This is a genomic window from Pseudomonas yamanorum (assembly GCF_900105735.1).
Taxonomy (GTDB): domain Bacteria; phylum Pseudomonadota; class Gammaproteobacteria; order Pseudomonadales; family Pseudomonadaceae; genus Aquipseudomonas; species Aquipseudomonas yamanorum.
Window position 1 is genome coordinate 2,781,048 of record NZ_LT629793.1, and the last position, 20,848, is coordinate 2,801,895.

Sequence of the window (20,848 nt, forward strand, 5' to 3'; positions counted from 1 at the left end):
ATCAGCGCACGGCGTGGAAACGCTTGGCGGTGGTGTAGTTCTTGTTCCAGTAACTGTTGGCCAGTGAATCGATGCGCACGCTTTTGCCGGTGCGGGGCGAGTGAATGAATTTGCCCTCACCTATATAGAGACCGACGTGGCTGACCTGGCCGCGCCCGTTGCCCCTGAAAAACACGGCATCACCCGGTTGCAATGCATCGCGCTTGATCGTGGCCGCGGTTGAGCGGTGCATCTCAGACGTCGTGCGGGGCAGATGAATGTTGGCTTCGGTCTTGAACAGGTACACCAGAAAGCTGCTGCAATCGAAGCCCTGCCGCACCGAGGTGCCGCCCCACTTGTAGGGCGTGCCCAGCAGCGCATGGGCACGATCGATTACGTTGTCGATAGAAGGCCGCGGGGTAAATGCCGGGGCCCGATGGAGATTGGCCGAAGCGGATGAAAGGGTGAGCGACAAGCTGACAATGATTAAACAGAAAAATGACTTGTACATGATGGAACCGCTGAGAATTAAACACGGAGCGGAATCCTAATGAAACAGCGCGTAACCCGATGACCGCCTAATCCTGTAACTGCGTGGGAAAAATCCGAAACAACTCTTCCACCCCCAAAGATGAAAGAAATTTCATGCAACGAGCCATGGAATTCAACGCCGAGCGCCCGAATCCGGTGCTATAAATCCACTCGCGCACCAAAATGAAACATTTTGGAATAATTTCCTGCGCCATCAGGTGGCACACGCCGCCTGCCTACAGGGAATTCCTACTCCCCGCGTGGTTGGCAAGACCCTTGCTCTAGCTTGCTTATCGCTCATAGCTGGAAGCTTTCTGATGCTGGTGATCCACCGCCGAATCGCCCCCGAACCCGTCTGGGCCGCAGAGTTGCTGCTGAATTTCGAAGCCCGCAGCAAAAGCCGCTTGCGCTGTTTCAGTGCCGATGGAGAAGACGTCGGCCTGTTTCTGGAGCGCGGTCAACCGCCGCTGCACGATGGCGAATTCCTACAGGCCGAAGACGGACGTGTCGTACGCGTGTGCGCCCGGCCTGAACAACTGCTGCACGTCACCTGCAGCAGTGCCTTTGAACTGACCCGCGCCGCCTATCACTTGGGCAACCGCCACGTGGCGCTGCAAGTGGGGAACGGCTGGTTGCGCCTGCTGGATGACTACGTGCTCAAGGCCATGCTTGATCAGTTGGGTGCGACGACTGAAACCATCGAGGCACCCTTTCAGCCGGAACACGGCGCCTATGGCGGTGGCCACCATCACTCCCGCCATGGCGACGAAGACTTCAACTACCCACCCAAGCTGCATCAGTTCGGCGTACGTCTATGAACCCAGCCTGGGCGCTGTTGCGTCTGGCCAGTCCGCAGCTGCCGATTGGTGGCTACAGCTATTCCCAGGGCCTGGAAATGGCCGTGGAGCAAGACCGCGTGACCGACCCGGCAAGTGCCGGGCGGTGGATCAGTGATCAACTGTTGCTCAACCTGGCGCGCTTCGAGGCGCCGCTGCTGCTCGCCCACTGCAAGGCCGCCGCTGAACAGGACTGGCCACGCCTCGCGCAGTTGTGTGAGGAACACCGCGCCAGCCGCGAAACCCGCGAGCTGTACCAGGAAAGCCGGCAGATGGGTTACTCCCTGCACCAACTGCTGAAAGGCTTGCCGGAACTGGATGACGCCGCGCGGGAGTTTCTCGCCCTGCGACCCGAACCACACCTGGCCCTGGGCTGGGCGCTGGCCGCACGCGCCTGGCAGATCAGCCCCGACGACGCCCTGGCCGCCTGGCTGTGGAGCTGGCTGGAAAACCAGCTGGCGGTGCTGATGAAAACCTTGCCACTGGGCCAGCAAGCCGCCCAGCGCCTGACCAGTGAACTGCTGCCGCTGCTGCAACAAGCCCAGCAGGACGCCAGCCAACTCGACCCCAACCACTACGGCAGCGCCGCCTTTGGCCTGTCCCTGGCGTGCATGGCCCATGAGCGCCAGTACAGCCGCCTGTTCCGTTCCTAGGGCACTTTATCTTGGAGAATCATATGAACACCCAACCCCTGCGCGTCGGCATCGGCGGGCCGGTCGGCTCCGGCAAGACCGCCCTGACCCTGGCCCTGTGCCTGGCCCTGCGTGATCGCTACAACCTGGCGGTGGTCACCAACGATATCTACACCCGCGAAGACGCCGACTTCCTGGTGCGCAACCAGGCCCTGGCGCCCGAGCGCATCATCGGCGTGGAAACCGGCGGCTGCCCCCACACCGCGATTCGCGAAGATGCCTCGATCAACCTCGAAGCGGTAGACCAACTGAACCGGCGCTTTCCCGGCCTGGACCTGATCCTGGTGGAATCCGGCGGCGACAACCTGTCGGCCACCTTCAGCCCGGAACTCTCGGACCTGACCATTTACGTGATCGATGTGTCGGCCGGCGACAAGCTGCCGCGCAAAGGCGGGCCCGGGATTTGCAAATCCGACCTGCTGGTGATCAACAAGATCGACCTGGCACCGCTGGTGGGCGCGTCTCTGGAGCTTATGAACAGCGACACCCAGCGCATGCGCGGCGGTAAACCTTTCGTCTTCAGCAATCAGAAAACCGGCGTCGGCCTGGAAGAAATCGTCGCCTTCATCGAACGCCAGGGCTTGCTGACCGCAGCCTGATCAACCTCAACAAGGAGCCTGTCCATGCGCCTCAATACACTTCTCGCAGCCGCAGCCTTGCTGCTCACTCCCGCTCTCGCCTTCGCCCACCCCGGCCACGGCGACAACGGCCTGGTGGCCGGTATCAGCCACCCGCTGGGCGGCATCGACCACTTGCTGGCGATGGTCGCCGTGGGCTTGTGGGCCGCCCAACAAAAAGGCTCAGCACGCTGGGCGCTGCCGTGCACCTTTGTCGGCACCATGCTGATCGGCGGAATGCTGGGCTTTGAAGGGCTGGCATTGCCGGCGCTGGAAAGCGGAATTGCCGCGTCGGTGCTGGCGCTGGGCCTGGCGGTTGCGCTGGCGGTGCGACCACCGTTGTTCGTGGCGGTGGCGGCGACTGCACTGTTTGCGCTGTTCCATGGCGTGGCGCATGGTTTGGAGCTGCCTGATATGTCCAGCCCTTGGGCGTATGCCGTAGGGTTCGTGGGTGCGACAGCGGTTCTGCATGCGGCGGGTTATGCCGTGGTGCGCTTCCTGCCGGCGGCGGCAGCGCCGTTGGTGCGGGTGGCGGGCGCGGCTTCGGCGGCGACTGGGGTTTGGTTGCTCGCAGCCTGAGATTTTCAGCGTTTCCAATGGCCCCATCGCGGGCAAGCCCGGCTCCCACAGGTGTACTCGATCACCTGTGGGAGCCGGGCTTGCCCGCGATGGCGGACTCACAGCCACCACTTCCCCCAAGCCTGATACCATGTCGCGCAAACACCCCTGCCGTGACGACGCCAGCCGATGCCCATCGCTCCAAGCTCCGCCCTCAAGCCTCAATTGACCGCTGTGTTGACGCACTTCCACGACCTGATCGTGCCGCTCTGGCATGGCCCGGGCTGGAATGCCGACCTGGCGCTGCCCTATGAGGCCCTGGACGCCGACCATCGGCCGTTGCCCCCGCAACGCTACCGCGCCATGGCCTGCGCACGGCAGTTGTACCTGTTCGCCAGCCTGATCGGCGAGCCCGGCGCAGCCTTTGCCGAGGAGCGCGCCGCCGCGCTGTTCCGTTCCCTGCAACGGCATTTCCACGACGCCGAGCACGGCGGCTGGTTCTACAGCATCGACGCCCACGGCAAGCCACTGGACAAACGCAAGGACCTCTACACCCACGCCTTCATCATCTTTGCCTGCGCCCACTATTGGGCCAAGGTGCGTGAATCTCTGGTGGAGTCGGTACTGGACGCGGCCCTGGAAGTGGTCGCCGAACGCTTCGCCACCGGCGACGGCCTGTATGAAGCGGTGCTGGAGCGTAACTGGTCGTCCCTCAAGTCCGGCCCTCTACAAAACCCGTTGATGCACCTGGCCGAAGGCTTCCTCGCCACGCTGGCCGTGCGTGAAGACGCCGTCACCCAGGACGCATTGCTGGACCTGGCCAACGCCATGCAAAAGCGCTTCATCGACCGCCAGCACGGCGTGATGATGGAAAAACCGCTGGGGGCTGTGGATAACTGGTTTGAGCCGGGGCACCAGTTCGAATGGTTCTTCCTGCTAGAGTCTTCGAACTTGTTGCGAGGCACACCGCTGCACGCGTCCCTGAACAAAGCGTTCAGCTATGCCGAGCAAAAGGGTGTGGATAACCTGACCGGCGCGGTCAGCGGCATGCTGGCCCTGGACGGCAGCCTACGCGACGGTACCCAACGCATCTGGGCCCAGGCCGAATACCTGCGGGCGCTGACCTTGCGGCCCAACAGCGAAGCCGTGCTGCAACGCCAATTGCTGGCGCTGCAACAGCGCTTCCTGCACGACAAAGGCTGGAATGAGTGCCTGGATGCCAAGGGGCAAGTCAGCCGACGGGACATGCCGTCGACCACGCCTTACCACTTGGCGACGTGCTACCTGGGCCTTACGCAATCCATTTGCGATCCCCGGTAAAACTGATCGTCAGCCAGCGGGCAGCGTCCGGCTTGCCCAGCCCTGTGGATATTTCTTCGCGCAGCCCGTCCAGGGTGGCGACGTTATCCACCGGGTAATCCGCCGGCAGCACCACATGAATCTCGATAAACCGCGCCCGCCCGTGCTTCTGCACGTAGGACACGTAGTCGTCGAAACCATGCTTGGCCTGGGCCGCGTCCATCACTTCGCGGACTTTGCCGTCCAGTTGGTCCGGTACAATTCCCAGCACATCCCGCAGCGCCGGGCGCAGGATCTTGAAGGCCGGCGCCAGCATGCTCAACGCCAGCAGGATCAGGATCAACGGGTCGACGTACACCGCCCACTGCCCGTAGCCCTGGGACTTGAGCAACAGCGCCGCCAGGAAGCTCACCAGCAGCCCCACCGACAGCATCGCGTCCACCAGCCAGCTGATGTTGTCGAACTGGATCAGCGACGACTTGAGCGTGCGATTGCGATAACGCACATAGAAGAAATAGGCGAACTCGACGACGGTAAACACCGCTGCGTAGATGATCACCAGGCCCAACTCGATATCGCGCCCGCCATTGATAATGCCGAACACACCGTTGAGAAACGCATAGATGGCTATCAACAGCAGGAAGCTGCCTTCGATCAGCAGCACCATGGGTTCCAGGTGCCAATAGCCGAACTGGAAACGTTCGTTGCTTTTCTTGGCGATCAGCTTGGCCGTGATCAGCATCAGCACCTTGATGGCGGTGGCGATCAGCGAGAAAAAGCCGTCGAATAAAATCGATTGGGCGCCCGACACCACACCCGTGACGATCCCGGCGATCGCCACGGCGAACATCAGGATGGTCGATTGTTTGAGCAGCGACTGCTCACCTCGGTTACTCACATATCCTCCTGTCAAAACCTTTGAACCGCACAGCGCGGCGGGGCTTTCAGGGGTGGAGTGTACCTTATGTCCTGTTTTGGCCGATTTGCCGCATATTCAAGGCTGACAAAAACCTGTGGCGAGGGAGCTTGCTCCCTCGCCACACAGCTCGACGAACTTAGCCCTTGGCGCCACGCTCAATCGCAAACCCGGCCCAGGTCTGGCTTACCGGCATCAGTTCCAGACGGTTGATGTTCACGTGTGCCGGGGTATTCAGCACCCAGAAGATCGTGTCCGCAATGTCCTGTGGCTGGATCGGCTCGGCACCGGCATAGGTCGCGTCATAACGCGCCTGATCACCGGCAAACCGCACCAGGGAGAACTCGCTTTCGCACAGGCCCGGCTCGATGTTGGTCACACGCACGCCGGTACCTTGCAGATCGCAACGCAAGTTCAGCGAGAACTGTTTGACGAAGGCCTTGGTGCCGCCATACACGTGGCTGCCCGGGTACGGGTAGCTGCCGGCGATGGAGCCAAGGTTGATGATGCCGGCGCCACGGCCGTGGGCGATCAGGCGCGGCAACAGCAGGCTGGTGGTGGTCAGCAGGCCCTTGATGTTGGTGTCGACCATGGTTTCCCAATCGTCGAGGCTGCACTTGGGCGCAGGGTCGGTGCCCACCGCCAGGCCGGCGTTGTTGATCAGCCCGCGCAGCGTGGCAAAGGAAGGCGGCAGGTTGGCAATTGCCTCTTCCATGGCCTTGCGGTCACGCACGTCCACCACCAGGCCGAGAACTTCGGTCTGCTTGGAGAGCTCGGCGCACAGGGCGTTCAGACGCTCTGCGCGACGGCCGGTGAGCACCAGTTTCCAGCCGGCTTCGGCAAAACGGCGGGCACAAGCCTCGCCAAAACCGGAGGTCGCGCCAGTAATAAACAGCGTATTGGACATGGTGTTCTCCTTGCAGGGCTACGAGTAAAAAATCAGCCAGCAGAATGCCCGGCTGCCGGGCTGGCGGCAACTGATACACGCTGTGGACACAGGTGAATGCCGCTCATACTGTACGAAATTCAACCAATCACTTGGGAGCCATACAGGCCGTGGTGTGCAGCCATGTGCGCGCACCTTATCCACAGCCCCGTCCACAGTCTTTGGGGGCAAGTGCAAAAAGCTGAAAGCCGCAGTACACAAGGCTTTCAGTGCAATTCAAAAAGTTTTTTGCTTGACCTTGAGCGAGCCATATGTAGCCCGGTTCAAAACGGTGCAATCAGGACGATGGCCCCAGGCCAGTCATTCCGGCCTCTGCGGCACTCTTTCCAGAGTTTAGTCACAGACTTATCCACAGGCCGGAGTGACATCTTCCGGTCATATACCTGTGTCTTTAAACAGGTTGACAAAACCCTCGAGGTGTCGCGAAAAACTCACTGCTCAATAAACAACCACCGCGCTACAAGCCACGAAAACAAAGGCCTCCAGCCAGCTACTCCCACGTTACCCACAGCTGGTTCCACAGTGGTTGGGGACAAGTCAAAACTGTGACAAAACAGGGATTTGCGGCGGCTATATGTCGCGCTTTGGCAGGTGTCTGGATTTGTTGTCCACAATTTCAGGAAAGCCTGCAGGCGACGCAAAAAAATGTGGGAGCGGGCTTGCTCGCGAAGGCGGAGTGTCAGTCTATACATATGTGACTGATACACCGCCTTCGCGAGCAAGCCCGCTCCCACATTGGATCTGCGAACGACTTAATGCCCGCCGAGGTAGGCGTTACGCACCTCCTCATTCACCAGCAGCTCCTTACCGGTGCCTGTAAGGCGAATCTCGCCGTTGACCATCACGTATGCCCGATCCGACAAGCGCAGCGCATGGTTGGCGTTCTGCTCCACCAGGAAGATGGTCATGCCGGTAGACGCCAGCTCCCGCAGCGTGGAAAAGATCTGCTTCACCACAATCGGCGCCAGCCCCAGGCTCGGCTCGTCCAGCAGCAACAGTTTGGGCCGACTCATCAGCGCACGAGCGATGGCGAGCATCTGCTGCTCCCCACCGGACATGGTCATCGCCCGCTGGTTACGCCGCTCCTTGAGCCGCGGGAACAGCTCGAACATCCGCTGCATGTCCTCGGTGGCGAACTTGTCGCCAATCGGGATGGTGCCCATCAGCAGGTTTTCCTCGACGGTCATGTCCGGGAACACCCGCCGCCCTTCCGGCGACTGCGCAATGCCGTTGGAGGCGATGTAGTGGGACGACTTGTGGGTAATGTCGACGCCGCGGTAGATGATCTGCCCGGACTCGGCCCGTGGCTGGCCAAAGATCGACATCAGCAGCGTGGATTTACCCGCGCCGTTGGAGCCGATCAGGCTGACGGTTTCCCCTTCGTTGATGTGCAGCGAGACTTTCTTCAGGGCCTGGATCGGGCCGTAGTACACGTCCAGGTCTTTCAGTTCGAGGATTGGCTCACTCATACCAGTTCCTCTTCGTCAGCGCCCAGGTAAGCCGCGATCACTTTAGGATCATTGCGGATTGCTTCAGGGCCGCCCTCGGCAATCACGTTGCCGTGGTCCAGCACCACGATGTGGTCGGAAATACTCATCACCATGCCCATGTCGTGTTCGATCAGTACCACCGTCAAGTCATGCTCGTCCCGCAGCAGACGAATCATCGCGCTGAGGGCTTCGGTTTCCTGGGGATTGAGGCCGGCAGCCGGTTCGTCGAGGCAGATGATCTGCGGCCGGGTGCACATGGCGCGGGCGATTTCCAGGCGGCGTTGTTGACCGTAGGACAACTCGCCGGCCAGGCGGTTGGCGCAGTCCACCAGGTCCACCACTTCCAGCCAGTAGAAGGCATGGTCGAGGGCATCGCTTTCTGCCTTGCGGTACCCCTTGGTGTTGAGGATGCCCGCGAGCATGTTGCGGTTGACCCACATGTGCTGGGCCACCAGCAGGTTCTCCACCACCGACATTTCCTTGAACAGGCGAATGTTCTGGAAGGTGCGCGCCAAACCGGCACGGTTCACCAGGTGGGTGCCGCCGAACATTTTGTAGAACACCCGGCTGACGAAGCTCTTCGGCGAAACAAAGTCGGTGGCCTTGAAGCGCTCGCCCAGCAGCTGGATCACGTTGGTCTGCTTGCCGCGCACATTGAGTTCGATCTTCCCGCCGGAGGCTTTGTAGAACCCGGTCAGGCAGTTGAACACCGTGGTCTTGCCGGCGCCGTTGGGGCCGATCAAAGCGAAGATCGAGTTGCGTTCGACCTTGAGACTCACATCGCTCAAGGCCTTGATGCCACCGAAGTGCATCATCAGGTGTTCCACGGAGAGGACGACTTCCTTGCTCATGGCGCCACTCCTTTACGTGGGACTACACCGGTACGGCTGATACGAATCAAGCCTCGTGGTCGCCAGATCATCATCACCACCATCAACACGCCGAACAGCAGCACGCGGTATTCAGAGAAGCTGCGCAGCAGCTCCGGTGCCACGGTCAGTACGAACGCGGCAATCACTACGCCAACGGTCGAGCCCATGCCGCCCAATACCACGATGGCCAGGATCAGCGCCGACTCGAAGAAGGTGAATGACGACGGGTTGACGAAGCCCTGGTAGCTGGCGAAAAACACCCCGGCCAGGCCGGCAGTGGAAGCGCCAATGGTGAACGCCGAGAGCTTCACCAGCACGTGGTTGAGGCCCATGGAACGGCAGGCGATTTCATCTTCGCGCAAGGCTTCCCAGGCGCGGCCCACCGGCATGCGGGTCAGGCGGTGCTTGATGTACAGCACCAGCAGCACCACCAGGAACAGCACGATGTAGATGAACAGGAATTTGAAGTTGGGGTTGTAGTCGATGCCGAAGAACTCGTGGAACGGCACCCCGCCATCCTTCGCCTTACGCACGAACTCCAGCCCGAAAAACGTTGGCGACGGCACCGGCATGCCATTCGGGCCACCGGTAAACGACAGCCAATTGTTCAGCACCAGGCGGATGATTTCACCGAAGCCCAGGGTCACGATTGCCAGGTAATCCCCGTGCATTCGCAGCACCGGGAACCCGAGAATGCACCCCGCCAGCGCCGCGCAGATCGCCGCCAGCGGCAGCACTGTCCAGAAGCCCAGGCCGAGGTATTGATAACCCAGCGCCAGGCCATAGGCACCGATGGCGTAGAACGCCACGTAACCCAGGTCGAGCAGCCCGGCCAGGCCCACCACGATGTTCAGGCCAAGGCCCAGCAACACGTAGATCAGCCCGAGGATCACCACGGTCAGCAGGTATTTGTTGGCGAAGAACGGGAACACGATGGCAATCACGATCAACGCCGGGATGATCCAGCGCAGGCGCGATTTGTAGTCGGGCTTGAGTACATGTACACCGGAACCGGTGCTTTCAAAACCTTGCAGAATCCGCAGGCCCCTGGGGGTTTGCAGGAACAGGCTCATGGCAAAGCGGCCGACCATCACAATGGCCACCAGGATGCCGACACGCGCCGGTTGCAGGTTGAAGCTGTAGCCGTCGAGGACTACGCCGACGATCGGACCGAACACGATCAGCGAAATCAGCCCGGCGAGTACCGCATCGACGACACTTTTCTTGATATCGATAGAGTAGGCAGCAGACATAGTTATACCTTCGCCACGAGTGGGCGACCGAGCAGGCCCTGGGGACGGAAAATCAGGATCACCACCAGCAGGGAGAAACTGAACACGTCTTTGTAGTCAGAGTTGATCAACCCCGAGAACAGCGACTCGGAAATACCCAGGATGATCCCGCCCAGCATGGCCCCAGGCAGGGAACCGATGCCACCGAGTACCGCTGCGGTAAATGCCTTGATGCCGATGATGAAGCCGGCATAGAAGTCGAACGTGCCGTAGTTCAGGGTGATCAGCACACCGGCCAACGCGGCCATGGCGGCACCAATCACGAATACGTAGGAGATGACCCGGTCGGTGTTGATGCCGAGGATCGACGCCATCTTGCGGTCTTGCTGGGTTGCGCGGCACATGCGGCCGAGCTTGGTGTACTTGATGATGTAGGTCAGCAGGCCCATGCCGACAAACGCGGCCACCAGGATGAACACCTTGGTGTAGGTCAACTGCACGAAGCCGGTGCCGATGTCGACTCTCCAGGCGCCGGCCAGCAGCGTCGGGATGCCTTGTTGCTTGGCGCCCTGGGCGATCTGCGCGTAGTTCTGCAGGATCAGTGAGATACCGATGGCGCTGATCAGCGGTGCCAGTCGGGTGGAGTTGCGCAGCGGTTTGTAGGCGACACGCTCGATGACCCAGCCATAAACGCCAGTGACGACGACGGTGAAGATCAGGGTGCCAAGGATGAGCAGCGGGAAGGATTCGATGCCGAAGTAAGCCAGCAGTGCCAGACTGATCGCCGCGAGGTAAGCGGAAATCATATAAACCTCGCCGTGGGCGAAGTTGATCATGCCAATGATGCCATAGACCATTGTGTAGCCGATGGCGATCAAGCCATAGACAGACCCGAGGGTCAGCCCATTGACCAGTTGCTGCAGGAAAATACCATCCATAACGCAATCTCACGCAGTGAGAGCCTGCACACCTGTGGGTGTGCGGATCTTCTAGGAGGAAAAGACAGACACAAAAGAGGCTGGCAACCACGTCCCCTTGTGAGAGTTGGCTTGTGTGGGAGTCGGGCTTGCCCGCGATGCAGACACCTCGGAATGTCAGTCAAACCGAGGTGACGCTATCGCAGGCAAGCCAGCTCCCACAAAAGCCCGGCTCCCACAGGGTCAAGTGGCGTCTAACCCATCGCGCTAACTATTACTTCTGCTTTTCCAGCTGGTGATACTTGCCATCCTTGTCCCACTGGTAAACCACATAGTCGGAGACTTTCAGGTCGCCCTTGGCGTCCCAGGTCTTCTCGCCCATGACGGTTTTGACCGGGTGGGCTTTCAGCCACTTGGCCGCGTCTTCGCCCTTGTTGGACTTGGCGCCATTGAAGCCAGCGGCCAGGGCCTGGAGCGAAGCATAGGCATACAGGGTGTAGCCTTCAGGCTCGGTGCCACTTTTGCGGAACTCTTCCACCACGGCCTTGCTGTCTGGCAGCAGGCGCGGGTCGGCGCCAAAGGTCATGTACACGCCGTCCACGTATTGTGCGCCGCCGGCGGTCGCTACCAGTTCGTCGGTGACCACGCCGTCATCGGACATGAACTTGACGTCCTTCAAGCCGGCTTCACGAATCTGGCGAACCAGTGGACCGGCTTCCGGGTGCAGGCCGCCGAAGTACACGACATCAGCACCGGTGGAGCGGATCTTGGTGACCAGGGCGCTGAAGTCTTTCTCGCCACGGGTCAGGCCTTCTTCCAGCACCGGCTTCACGCCACGCTTGGTCAACTGCGCCGCAGTAGCGTCTGCCAAACCTTTGCCGTAGGTGTCCTTGTCGTTGATAACCGCGACTTTCTTGCCCTTGAGCACGTCGACAATGTAGTCGCCGGCCACGATGCCTTGCTGGTCGTCACGGCCGCACATACGGAACATGGCGGTCATGCCGCGCTCGGTCACTTGCGGGTTGGTGGAGCCTGGGGTGATCGCGATCACACCAGCGTCGTTATAAACCTCGGAGGCCGGAATGGTGTTCGAGGAGCAGAAGTGCCCGACCACGCCGATCACTTTGTCCTGGTCAACCAGACGGTTGGCCACGGCCACGGCCTGCTTGGGTTCGCAGGCATCGTCGCCGGCAACCAGCACGACTTTCTCGCCATTGATGCCGCCGGCCTTGTTGATGACGTCGGCTGCCGCCTGGGCACCTGTCATGTACTGCTTGCCAAATGCCGCGTTGGCACCGGTCATCGGCCCCGCTACGCCAATCTTCACATCAGCTTGAGCAAACGCAGAAACACCCAGCGCCGCAGTAACGGCGAGGGCCAGGAAACCTTTCTTGTAAAACGTCTGGGACATGAGTGGTGCTCCGAGGTTTTTGTTGAATTGGCACTGCAGCTTCACTTCAAAAACTTTCAGCGAAAGCCCAGAGCAAGCGGCGTGCCATTACGTTTTTATTATTCAAAAAGACACGGTGTCATTGTTATTACAGGTTTTTGGGCGCCTTTTGATTGGACGTGCAACCGTCTATCTCAACAGGGTGCAACCATTGGATCCATAAAGTGCAACCCGACCGTTCAAGCACTGCAACCCGGCCATTAAACGGCCACCCTTGAACCTGTAACAGCGTGCGTAACGGAAGTGCACATTTACAGTGCGTTACTGCTACGACTCGCACCAATACAGATTAGTAGCCGGCTAAGAAAATGCAGGCTTCTGAGCGGTATTTCGTTGATCAGATCACGATCCGCAGGCATTGGCCCGCGTGATACAGCGAGAACCCCGCCTCATACAAACAGCTGCGCAGGCCCACACCAGCCAGCGGCTGCATCGGTGCGAAGGGGATCGGCAGTGCCTGTGGATCCTGGTGACACAGGTAGTCCGCAAAGGCTTTGCCCACGACACTGCCGGTCGTCACGCCGCGCCCGTTGTAACCGGTGACCGCCACCAACCCGGGAGCCGGCTCGAACAGGCGCATCAAGTGGTCCGGAGTGAAGGCGATGCAGCCGGTCCAGGTACATTCCCACTGCACCGGTTTGAGGTACGGGAAGTAGTGCTGCTGCACCCGATCGGCCCAGGCCTTGAGGAACCAGGCGGGTTTCTGGTTGCCGTTGCCCAGGCTGCCGAGTAGCAGCCGGCCTTCGGCGTCGCGGCGGATGCTGCTGAGTACCTGGCGGGTGTCCCAGGAGCCCTGGCCGCCTGGGAGAATTTGTTGTGCGGCTTCGTCGGTCAGCGGGGCCGACGCCACCTGATAGTAATAACCGGGGAAAAAGTTGCGGCGCAGCTCAGTCCACTCACCTTCGGTGTAGGCGTTAGAGGCGATCACCACCTGTTCGGCCTGCACTGAGCCCTGGGCAGTCTGCACAGACCAGTGCTGGCCCTGGCGTTCCAGTCGGGTGACCGGGGAATGGTCAAACAACTGCCCGCCCAGCCCGACTGCGGCATTGGCCAAGCCGCTGGTGTAGGCCATTGGGTTCAAGGTACCGGCACGTCGGTCGAGCAAGGCGGCAGCAATCTTTTTGGTACCGGTGGCTTGCTCACAGGCCGCGCCGGTCAACAGCTCCACCGGTGCGCCACGACGCTTCCATTGTTCTTCACGACTGCGCAGATCCGCCTCGCCACGGGCGTTATGCGCCATGTGCAACGTGCCCTCGCGGCGCAATTGGCAATCAATGTTGTATTTGTCGATCAGGCTGAACACCAGGGACGGTGCCGCGCCGAGCATGCGGTTGAGCTGGCTGCCTACCGCTTCGCCAAAACCGGCTTCGATCTCGTCCGGGGGAATCCACATCCCGGCGTTGACCAGCCCCACGTTGCGCCCCGAACCACCGTGGCCGGTGCGATGGGCTTCGAGTACGGCGACGCTTTTACCTTGTTCCAGCAGGTGAATGGCCGCCGACAAACCGGTGATCCCGGCGCCGATCACGCACACATCCACCTTGACCTCGCCCTTGAGCGCAGCGCGATCCGGCCGGCCAGGGGTGAGTTGCTCCCACAAACATGCTTCGCGTAATGCCATTGCCAGACTCCGATGAGACCTAACAAACCACTATTGTTGATGTGCGAACCCGATCAAATGTGGGAGCTGGCTTGCCTGCGATGCAGGCACCTCGGTGCATCCGTTACACCGGGGTGATGCTATCGCAGGCAAGCCAGCTCCCACATTGACCGCACTTCGAGCAGAGATTCAGTCGAAGGTGATGCCCTGGGCCAGCGGCAGTTCCAGCGAGTAGTTCACGGTGTTGGTCTGGCGACGCATGTACCCGCGCCATGCATCCGAACCCGACTCACGCCCGCCACCGGTCTCTTTCTCACCGCCAAACGCGCCACCAATCTCCGCGCCGCTCGGGCCGATGTTGACGTTGGCGATCCCGCAATCACTGCCCACCGCCGACATGAACTGCTCAGCTTCACGCACGTCAGTGGTAAAGATGCACGAAGACAGGCCCTGTGGCACCGCATTGTTCAGGCGCAGCGCCTCAGCGAAATCGGTATAGCCCACCACATACAAAATCGGTGCAAACGTCTCGGTGCACACCACATCACTCTGCTCCGGCATTTCCACAATGGCCGGCGACACGTAGTAAGCGTTGGGGAACTTGTCTTCCAACTGCCGCTTGCCGCCAAACACCCGGCCGCCTTCGCTCAAGGCTTGCTCCAGGGCATCCTGCATGTTTTCGAAGCTGTGCTTGTCGATCAGCGGGCCGATCAGGTTGCCTTCCAGCGGATGGCCGATGCGCACTTTGGAATACGCGGCCTTGAGGCGGGTGACGATTTCCTCTTTGACCGACTCATGGGCGATCAAGCGGCGCAGGCTGGTGCAGCGCTGCCCGGCGGTACCGACGGCGCTGAACAGGATGGCGCGCACGGCCATGTCCAGGTCGGCGCTTGGGCCGAGGATCATCGCGTTGTTGCCGCCCAGCTCGAGAATGCTGCGGGCAAAACGTGCGGCGACTTTCGGTGCCACTTCGCGGCCCATGCGGGTGCTGCCGGTGGCGCTGATCAGCGCAACGCGCGGGTCATCCACCAGTGCGGCGCCGGCATCGCGGCCACCGATGATCACTTGGCTGAGGTACGGCGGCGCATCGCTGAAGTTCTTCAACACGCGCTCGAATAGCGCCTGGCAGGCCAGGGCAGTGAGCGGGGTCTTTTCCGAGGGTTTCCAGATCACCGCGTTGCCGCATACCAGCGCCAGCGCGGTGTTCCACGCCCATACCGCGACCGGAAAGTTGAACGCGCTGATCACGCCGACCACGCCCAGCGGGTGCCAGGTTTCACGCATATGGTGGCCTGGGCGCTCGGAGGCAATGGTCAAGCCGTACAGTTGGCGCGACAGGCCGACGGCGAAGTCGCAGATGTCGATCATTTCCTGCACTTCACCCAAACCTTCCTGGGTGATCTTGCCGGCTTCCCACGACACCAGCTCGCCGAGGTCGGCTTTGTACTCGCGCAACACGTCGCCGAACTGGCGCACCAGCTCACCACGACGGGGGGCCGGCACCTTGCGCCAAGCGTCGAATGCATGCTCGGCGCGACTGACCTGCTGCTCCACCTCGGCGGCGCCTTCCCAGTGCACACTGGCAATCCGGCTGCCATCAATGGGCGAATGCACGGGTTGTTTACCCGACTGGTACAGCGCCGGGTTTACCCCGAGACGATCAAGCAATGCGGCAACCATGGGTCACTCCTTCAATCCACAAACAGAAATATGCGCCGCCAGTTCACACGGCGATCCAGACCTTATTTGTAGCTGGACCAAGACTTGCCAACAAACGACGATTAGGCGAGATATCATTCCGTTTATTCATGCTAAGAACAAAAAGAGGCGTGCCGTGCTGAATAAAAGACATTTGCCCTCGATCACCGCCTTGCAGTGTTTCGAAGCGGTTACCCGCCACCTGAGTTTTACCCGCGCCGCCGAGGAGCTGAACCTCACCCAGAGCGCCGTCAGCAAACAGGTCGCGCAGTTGGAAGAGCTGCTGCAGCACCTGCTGTTTCGCCGGGTGCGCCGCCGCTTGCAGATGACCCCGGCGGGCGATCTGTACCTGGTGGAAGTGCGCAAGATCCTCACCCAGGTGGAGATGTCCACCCATTACCTGCGCTCCTATGGCGGCGAGACTGAAGTGCTGCGGGTGTCCACGCCCTACACCTTCGGCGCGCGCTGGCTGGTGCCGCGCCTCAAGGGCTGGCGACTGCGGCATCCGCAGATTCACCTGGACCTGTGCAACGAACAGGAGCCCGACGAGCTGCTGCAAGGCAAGGCCGACTTGGCCTTCTACTTCGGCCAGGGCTCACGGCCTGGCACTGAAAGCCTGAAGCTGTTCAGCGAAGAACTGGTGCCCGTGTGCTCGCCCGACAGCCTGCCCGCGCAACCGTTTACCGACCCCACACAACTCAGCGAACTGGTGCTGCTGCAAAACGCCTCGCGCCCCCAGGGCTGGCACGACTGGTTCGCCGCCCAGGGTTATCACACCGAACACAGCTACCACGGGCCGCGCTTCGAAACCTTTTATATGTGCATCCGCGCCGCACAAGTGGGCTGCGGCGTGGCGCTATTGCCCAGATTTCTGGTGGAAGAGGAGTTGGCCGAAGGCAAGCTGGTGATCCCCTGGCAGCACGCGATGCCGAGCCAGGACGCCTATTACCTGGCCTACCCCGAACACTCGGCGGAAGTGCCCAAGGTGCGGGATTTTGTGAAGTGGATGATGGAGCAGGTTGAGTCTGATTGAGCTTCTTTGTCTGCAATACCGCTATCGCAGGCAAGCCAGCTCCCACATTTTGGAATGCATTCACCTGTGGGAGCTGGCTTGCCTGCGATGGCGCTGGTAGCCATCCTCAAAAAAATCACTGGCAAAACAGCACAGGTCTATGCGCCACTAGCGCCATTCCTTAATTGTGCGTAAAGGTCGGCGCCCATCGCCGAACCGTCTGGAGATTCCCGTTATGAGCGAGAGTGTGTTTGCCGATCGCATCGTGCAGAACCTGCTCGACACCGACTTCTACAAGCTGACCATGATGCAGGCGGTGCTGCACAACTACCCGAACGTGGAAGTTGAATGGGAGTTTCGTTGCCGTAACAGTGAAGACCTGCGTCCGTACCTGGCGGAGATCCGCTACCAGATCGAGCGCCTCGCCGAGCTGAGCCTGAGCCCCGACCAGTTGGGTTTCCTGGAGCGCATCAGCTTCATGAAGCCGGATTTCCTGCGTTTCCTCGGGCTGTTTCGCTTCAACCTGCGCTACGTGCACACCGGCATCGAAAACGGCGAGCTGTTTATCCGCCTGCGCGGGCCGTGGCTGCATGTGATCCTGTTTGAAGTGCCGATGCTCGCCATCGTCAGCGAAGTGCGTAACCGCTATCGCTACCAGACCGTGATCCTCGAACAGGCCCGCGAGCAGCTGTATCGCAAGTTCGACTGGCTGACGGCGAATGCCAGCGTCGAAGAACTTTCCGAATTGCAGGTGGCGGATTTCGGCACCCGTCGGCGCTTCTCCTACCGCGTGCAGGAAGAAGTGGTGAACGTGCTCAAGCACGACTTCCCCGGGCGTTTTGTCGGCACCAGCAACGTGCACCTGGCCCGCGAGCTGAACATGAAGCCGCTGGGCACCATGGCTCACGAATGGATCATGGCCCACCAGCAACTCGGCCCGCGGCTGATCGACAGCCAGATCGCCGCCCTCGACTGCTGGGTGCGCGAGTACCGTGGCCTGCTGGGCATCGCCCTGACCGATTGCATCACCACCGATGCGTTCCTCGGCGATTTCGACCTGTACTTCGCCAAGCTCTTCGACGGCCTGCGCCACGACTCCGGTGACCCGGTGCAATGGGCCGAAAAGGCAATCGCCCACTATCACAAGCTGGGGATCGAGCCGATGAGCAAGACCCTGGTGTTCTCCGACAGCCTCTCGCTGCCCAAGGCGCTGGAGATTTTCCGCGCACTGCGTGGTCGGATCAATGTGAGCTTCGGCATCGGCACCAACCTGACCTGTGATATTCCAGGTGTGGAACCGATGAGCATCGTGCTTAAAATGACCGCCTGTAATGGCCAGCCCGTCGCAAAGATCTCTGATGAAGCGGGCAAGACCCACTGCACCGATCCGAACTTCGTCGCTTATTTGCGCCACGTTTTCAAAGTACCTGCCCTACCCAGCAAGGAGTGAATCATGCAAGCCGTACAGCGCGAGATTGCTGAACAGCTCAAGGTCCAACCACCGTTCAAGGACCAGGCCGCCCTTGAGGCGGAGGTCGCCCGGCGCGTTACCTTTATCCAGGATTGCCTGCTCAATTCAGGCCTCAAGACGTTGGTGCTGGGCATCAGCGGCGGCGTCGACTCCCTGACCGCCGGCCTGCTGGCCCAGCGCGCGATGCAAGAGTTGCGTGCTGCCAAGGGTGACGACGCCTACCGCTTTATTGCGGTGCGCCTGCCCTACGAAACCCAGTTCGACGAACACGACGCCCAGGCGTCCGTGGACTTTATCGAACCCGATGAGCGCCACACGGTGAACATCGGCCCGGCGGTGAAATCCCTGGCCAATGAAGTGGCGGCGTTTGAAGGCAAGGCCGCGGTCTCCCGTGACTTCGTACTGGGCAACACCAAGGCGCGCATGCGCATGGTGGCGCAGTACACCATCGCCGGCGCGGCCGGTGGTTTGGTGATCGGTACCGATCATGCGGCGGAAGCAGTGATGGGCTTTTTCACCAAGTTCGGTGATGGCGCCTGCGACCTGGCGCCGCTGAGCGGGCTGGTGAAGAATCAGGTACGCGCGATTGCCCGGCACTTTGGTGCACCGGAATCGTTGGTGGAGAAAATCCCGACGGCCGACCTGGAAGACCTGTCGCCGGGCAAGCCGGACGAAGCGTCCCATGGCGTGACCTATGCCGAGATCGATGCGTTCCTCCACGGCGAGCCGGTGCGCGAGGAAGCCTTCAAGATCATCTGCGACACCTATCGCAAGACCGAGCACAAGCGGGTGATGCCGTTTGCTCCCTGAGGTAACTCAGCAGCTCATTGTGGCAAAAGGGCTTGTTGTGGCGAGGGAGCTTGCTCCCGCTGGGGCGCGAAGCGGCCCCTGAAACCTGCTTAGCGCTTTTTCTGATGCTACGCGGTGACCTTATTGGGGCTGCTCCGCAACCCAGCGGGAGCAAGCTCCCTCGCCACAAGAGCAGCTTGTCTACAGGCAAAAAAAAGCGCCCCGAAGGGCGCTTTTTTTTGCCTGAAGGGTGATTACTTCAGGGTCACAGTGCCTTTCATCATCGAGATGTGGCCTGGGAACGAGCAGAAGAACGCATAGTCAGTGCCTGCCGCCAACTTCGATACATCGAAGGTCACGGAGTCTTTCTCGCCGGCACCGATGATCTTGGTGTGGGCGATGATGCGGGTGTCGCCGTCTTTCAGGTAGTTCTTGTCGATACCGGCGGCCATGCCGTCGCTGGCGATGCCAGGCATGTCGGCGGCGGAGCTCAGCACCCAGTTATGGCCCATGACGTTTTTCGGCAAGCTGCCGGAGTGGGTCAGCTCGACGGTGAACGTCTTGCAGCTCTTGTCGATTTCGATGGCCTTGGTGTTGAAGGACATCTGGTCAGTGGAGTCGACAGTGACCTTGCACTCTGCAGCAAGCAACTGGCCGCTAGCCAGAGTCAGCAGGGAAACAGCAACGAGTTTGGCAAACATGTGAATCTCCAGGGCAGGGTTTAAAAAACGCGTATTGCGACAAGGGTGCCTGAGGCAGGCGGGAATTCTTATGATCTGAGTCAACAGATTGTATACAACTTTAGGCTATCAGACTCATCGACACAATCTACCGGCCAAAGTACTGATGCCGGCCTATGATCGGCTCATCACCCTTCCGGAGTCCGAGCCATGCACCTCAATAGCCTGTTCCGCAGCCTGCTTGCCGCCTATGCCTGTGGCGCCAGCGGCACCTGCGAAACGCCTCAACGCGAGGTTTAATCCTTTGAGAGACGCACGCCAGCCTTTACTCTTTAGCCACAACTGAGTGGAGTCAGGTATGTCCTTGAAGTCTGTCTGTGTGTTTTGCGGTGCCAGCAGCGGCACCAATCCGGCCTACCGTGAAGCAGCCGTAGCCCTCGGGCGCGCGCTGGCCGAGCGCAAGCTGACCCTGGTGTACGGCGGCGGCGCCGTGGGCCTGATGGGCATCGTCGCCGATGCGGCGCTGGAAGCCGGCGGTGAAGTGATCGGGATCATTCCCGAAAGCCTGAAAGTCCTGGAAATCGGCCACAAAGGCCTGACCCGCCTCGAAGTGGTCGACGGCATGCACGCCCGCAAGGCCCGCATGGCCGAGCTGAGCGACGCGTTTATTGCACTGCCGGGCGGCCTGGGCACCCTGGAAGAACTGTTCGAAGTCTGGACCTGGGGCCAGCTCGGCTACCACGGCAAACCGCTGGGCTTGCTCGAAGTGAACGGCTTTTACCGCAAGTTGACCGATTTTCTTGATCATATCGTCGGCGAAGGCTTCGTCCGGGCCCCGCATCGTGCCATGCTGCAAATGAGCGAATCGCCGGCTGAGCTGCTTGACGTACTGGATGCCTGGCAACCGCTGGTCTTGCCCAAATGGGTGGACCAAAAACCCGATTAACCCTTGGGACGCGATTAAAGGCAGAATACGCGCCGCTCAACCTCACCTTCGACCCCAGAGGATCGCCCATGGCAAAACCTAATTACTCCTTCGCCAAACGTCAGAGAGACTTGGCCAAAGAGCAGAAGAAAGAGGAAAAGCTGCAGCGCAAGAAAATTGCAGCCGACGAAGAAGCCGGTGCACTGAACCCGGATGCTGAAGGTACAGTGGCTACAGACGACACCGAAGCACCGAAAGACGCTGAATAGGTGATCGTTCCCACGCTCCGCGTGGGAATGCATCCTGGGGCGCTCCGCGTCCCGATTTGAGATATGTGC

Annotated in this window: 21 protein-coding genes; 10 read left to right on the forward strand and 11 right to left on the reverse strand. The window is 60.5% G+C overall.

All coding sequences use genetic code 11. The features are described 5' to 3' along the window. Position 1: 1 nt before the first annotated feature. Positions 2 to 490 carry a C40 family peptidase gene (locus BLU46_RS13275; RefSeq protein ID WP_093202310.1) on the reverse strand — a complete coding sequence of 163 codons (489 nt, stop codon included), beginning with the start codon at positions 488 to 490 and terminating at the stop codon, positions 2 to 4. Positions 491 to 827: 337 nt separating this feature from the next. On the opposite strand from BLU46_RS13275, the gene ureE reads away from it, so the two are divergent. From ureE to BLU46_RS13300, 5 genes are all read left to right on the forward strand, one after another. Continuing rightward, positions 828 to 1,328, forward strand: coding sequence for an urease accessory protein UreE (gene ureE / locus BLU46_RS13280; protein ID WP_093202315.1), 501 nt, complete (start codon positions 828 to 830; stop codon positions 1,326 to 1,328). After that, positions 1,325 to 1,999, forward strand: a complete 675-nt coding sequence (locus BLU46_RS13285) for an urease accessory protein UreF (protein ID WP_093202320.1) — start codon at positions 1,325 to 1,327, stop codon at positions 1,997 to 1,999. Before ureE ends, BLU46_RS13285 begins: the two co-directional genes overlap by 4 nt. 23 nt (positions 2,000 to 2,022) lie before the next feature. Then, positions 2,023 to 2,637, forward strand: a complete 615-nt coding sequence (gene ureG, locus BLU46_RS13290) for an urease accessory protein UreG (protein ID WP_003217431.1) — start codon at positions 2,023 to 2,025, stop codon at positions 2,635 to 2,637. A gap of 24 nt (positions 2,638 to 2,661) precedes the next feature. Beyond that, on the forward strand, positions 2,662 to 3,234 hold the full coding sequence (locus BLU46_RS13295; protein WP_093202326.1) for a HupE/UreJ family protein: 573 nt from the start codon (positions 2,662 to 2,664) through the stop codon (positions 3,232 to 3,234). A gap of 168 nt (positions 3,235 to 3,402) precedes the next feature. Next, on the forward strand, positions 3,403 to 4,533 hold the full coding sequence (locus tag BLU46_RS13300) for an AGE family epimerase/isomerase (protein WP_063033371.1): 1,131 nt from the start codon (positions 3,403 to 3,405) through the stop codon (positions 4,531 to 4,533). Here BLU46_RS13300 and BLU46_RS13305 read toward each other — a convergent pair. The 9 genes from BLU46_RS13305 to amaB all read right to left on the reverse strand — a co-directional run bounded on the left by BLU46_RS13305 (position 4,505) and on the right by amaB (position 15,615). Then, positions 4,505 to 5,410: a cation diffusion facilitator family transporter gene (locus BLU46_RS13305; RefSeq protein ID WP_017478366.1), complete on the reverse strand. Its 906-nt coding sequence runs from the start codon at positions 5,408 to 5,410 to the stop codon at positions 4,505 to 4,507. The two genes, BLU46_RS13300 and BLU46_RS13305, sit on opposite strands and share 29 nt — an antisense overlap. A 157-nt stretch (positions 5,411 to 5,567) precedes the next feature. Continuing rightward, positions 5,568 to 6,335 (reverse strand): SDR family oxidoreductase, encoded by a 768-nt coding sequence (locus BLU46_RS13310; RefSeq protein ID WP_017478365.1) that lies wholly within the window; start codon positions 6,333 to 6,335, stop codon positions 5,568 to 5,570. A 791-nt stretch (positions 6,336 to 7,126) separates the two neighbouring features. Next, a complete protein-coding gene (locus tag BLU46_RS13315) occupies positions 7,127 to 7,843 on the reverse strand; it encodes an ABC transporter ATP-binding protein (protein ID WP_063033374.1) in 717 nt (238 codons plus the stop codon). Beyond that, positions 7,840 to 8,715, reverse strand: coding sequence for an ABC transporter ATP-binding protein (locus tag BLU46_RS13320; RefSeq protein ID WP_063033375.1), 876 nt, complete (start codon positions 8,713 to 8,715; stop codon positions 7,840 to 7,842). Before BLU46_RS13320 ends, BLU46_RS13315 begins: the two co-directional genes overlap by 4 nt. Next, on the reverse strand, positions 8,712 to 9,989 hold the full coding sequence (livM, locus tag BLU46_RS13325) for a high-affinity branched-chain amino acid ABC transporter permease LivM (RefSeq protein ID WP_017478364.1): 1,278 nt from the start codon (positions 9,987 to 9,989) through the stop codon (positions 8,712 to 8,714). Before livM ends, BLU46_RS13320 begins: the two co-directional genes overlap by 4 nt. 2 nt (positions 9,990 to 9,991) lie before the next feature. Continuing rightward, a complete protein-coding gene (locus BLU46_RS13330) occupies positions 9,992 to 10,906 on the reverse strand; it encodes an ABC transporter permease subunit (protein WP_003217447.1) in 915 nt (304 codons plus the stop codon). Positions 10,907 to 11,159: 253 nt separating this feature from the next. Continuing rightward, positions 11,160 to 12,296, reverse strand: coding sequence for an ABC transporter substrate-binding protein (locus BLU46_RS13335; RefSeq protein ID WP_017478363.1), 1,137 nt, complete (start codon positions 12,294 to 12,296; stop codon positions 11,160 to 11,162). A gap of 376 nt (positions 12,297 to 12,672) precedes the next feature. Then, positions 12,673 to 13,956, reverse strand: coding sequence for an L-pipecolate oxidase (amaA, locus tag BLU46_RS13340; protein WP_008439081.1), 1,284 nt, complete (start codon positions 13,954 to 13,956; stop codon positions 12,673 to 12,675). 168 nt (positions 13,957 to 14,124) lie between these two features. Continuing rightward, the gene (amaB, locus tag BLU46_RS13345; RefSeq protein WP_017478361.1) at positions 14,125 to 15,615 is read right to left on the reverse strand and encodes an L-piperidine-6-carboxylate dehydrogenase; all 1,491 of its coding nucleotides are present in this window, start codon (positions 15,613 to 15,615) and stop codon (positions 14,125 to 14,127) included. 154 nt (positions 15,616 to 15,769) lie between these two features. Here amaB and BLU46_RS13350 point away from each other — a divergent pair, with 154 nt between their 5' ends. The 3 genes from BLU46_RS13350 to nadE all read left to right on the forward strand — a co-directional run bounded on the left by BLU46_RS13350 (position 15,770) and on the right by nadE (position 18,926). Further along, complete coding sequence (locus BLU46_RS13350) at positions 15,770 to 16,666, forward strand: LysR family transcriptional regulator (RefSeq protein ID WP_017478360.1); 897 nt, start codon at positions 15,770 to 15,772, stop codon at positions 16,664 to 16,666. 214 nt (positions 16,667 to 16,880) lie between these two features. Next, on the forward strand, positions 16,881 to 18,095 hold the full coding sequence (gene pncB / locus BLU46_RS13355) for a nicotinate phosphoribosyltransferase (protein WP_017478359.1): 1,215 nt from the start codon (positions 16,881 to 16,883) through the stop codon (positions 18,093 to 18,095). 3 nt (positions 18,096 to 18,098) lie between these two features. Further along, positions 18,099 to 18,926, forward strand: coding sequence for an ammonia-dependent NAD(+) synthetase (gene nadE, locus BLU46_RS13360; RefSeq protein ID WP_003217462.1), 828 nt, complete (start codon positions 18,099 to 18,101; stop codon positions 18,924 to 18,926). 233 nt (positions 18,927 to 19,159) lie between these two features. Here the strand turns inward: nadE and azu are convergent, their stop codons facing one another. Then, on the reverse strand, positions 19,160 to 19,606 hold the full coding sequence (gene azu / locus BLU46_RS13370; RefSeq protein ID WP_008439083.1) for an azurin: 447 nt from the start codon (positions 19,604 to 19,606) through the stop codon (positions 19,160 to 19,162). 337 nt (positions 19,607 to 19,943) lie between these two features. On the opposite strand from azu, the gene BLU46_RS13375 reads away from it, so the two are divergent. Next, positions 19,944 to 20,531, forward strand: coding sequence for an LOG family protein (locus BLU46_RS13375; RefSeq protein WP_063033377.1), 588 nt, complete (start codon positions 19,944 to 19,946; stop codon positions 20,529 to 20,531). A gap of 68 nt (positions 20,532 to 20,599) precedes the next feature. Then, complete coding sequence (locus tag BLU46_RS13380) at positions 20,600 to 20,779, forward strand: hypothetical protein (protein ID WP_017478355.1); 180 nt, start codon at positions 20,600 to 20,602, stop codon at positions 20,777 to 20,779. Positions 20,780 to 20,848 lie beyond the last annotated feature (69 nt).

Coding starts and splice junctions, on each gene's coding strand:
- BLU46_RS13275 (WP_093202310.1), bottom strand. CDS start 490: ATGTACAAGTCATTTTTCTGTTTAATCATTGTCAGCTTGTCGCTCACC.
- ureE (WP_093202315.1), top strand. CDS start 828: ATGCTGGTGATCCACCGCCGAATCGCCCCCGAACCCGTCTGGGCCGCA.
- BLU46_RS13285 (WP_093202320.1), top strand. CDS start 1,325: ATGAACCCAGCCTGGGCGCTGTTGCGTCTGGCCAGTCCGCAGCTGCCG.
- ureG (WP_003217431.1), top strand. CDS start 2,023: ATGAACACCCAACCCCTGCGCGTCGGCATCGGCGGGCCGGTCGGCTCC.
- BLU46_RS13295 (WP_093202326.1), top strand. CDS start 2,662: ATGCGCCTCAATACACTTCTCGCAGCCGCAGCCTTGCTGCTCACTCCC.
- BLU46_RS13300 (WP_063033371.1), top strand. CDS start 3,403: ATGCCCATCGCTCCAAGCTCCGCCCTCAAGCCTCAATTGACCGCTGTG.
- BLU46_RS13310 (WP_017478365.1), bottom strand. CDS start 6,335: ATGTCCAATACGCTGTTTATTACTGGCGCGACCTCCGGTTTTGGCGAG.
- BLU46_RS13315 (WP_063033374.1), bottom strand. CDS start 7,843: ATGAGTGAGCCAATCCTCGAACTGAAAGACCTGGACGTGTACTACGGC.
- BLU46_RS13320 (WP_063033375.1), bottom strand. CDS start 8,715: ATGAGCAAGGAAGTCGTCCTCTCCGTGGAACACCTGATGATGCACTTC.
- livM (WP_017478364.1), bottom strand. CDS start 9,989: ATGTCTGCTGCCTACTCTATCGATATCAAGAAAAGTGTCGTCGATGCG.
- BLU46_RS13330 (WP_003217447.1), bottom strand. CDS start 10,906: ATGGATGGTATTTTCCTGCAGCAACTGGTCAATGGGCTGACCCTCGGG.
- BLU46_RS13335 (WP_017478363.1), bottom strand. CDS start 12,296: ATGTCCCAGACGTTTTACAAGAAAGGTTTCCTGGCCCTCGCCGTTACT.
- amaA (WP_008439081.1), bottom strand. CDS start 13,956: ATGGCATTACGCGAAGCATGTTTGTGGGAGCAACTCACCCCTGGCCGG.
- amaB (WP_017478361.1), bottom strand. CDS start 15,615: ATGGTTGCCGCATTGCTTGATCGTCTCGGGGTAAACCCGGCGCTGTAC.
- pncB (WP_017478359.1), top strand. CDS start 16,881: ATGAGCGAGAGTGTGTTTGCCGATCGCATCGTGCAGAACCTGCTCGAC.
- nadE (WP_003217462.1), top strand. CDS start 18,099: ATGCAAGCCGTACAGCGCGAGATTGCTGAACAGCTCAAGGTCCAACCA.
- azu (WP_008439083.1), bottom strand. CDS start 19,606: ATGTTTGCCAAACTCGTTGCTGTTTCCCTGCTGACTCTGGCTAGCGGC.
- BLU46_RS13375 (WP_063033377.1), top strand. CDS start 19,944: ATGTCCTTGAAGTCTGTCTGTGTGTTTTGCGGTGCCAGCAGCGGCACC.
- BLU46_RS13380 (WP_017478355.1), top strand. CDS start 20,600: ATGGCAAAACCTAATTACTCCTTCGCCAAACGTCAGAGAGACTTGGCC.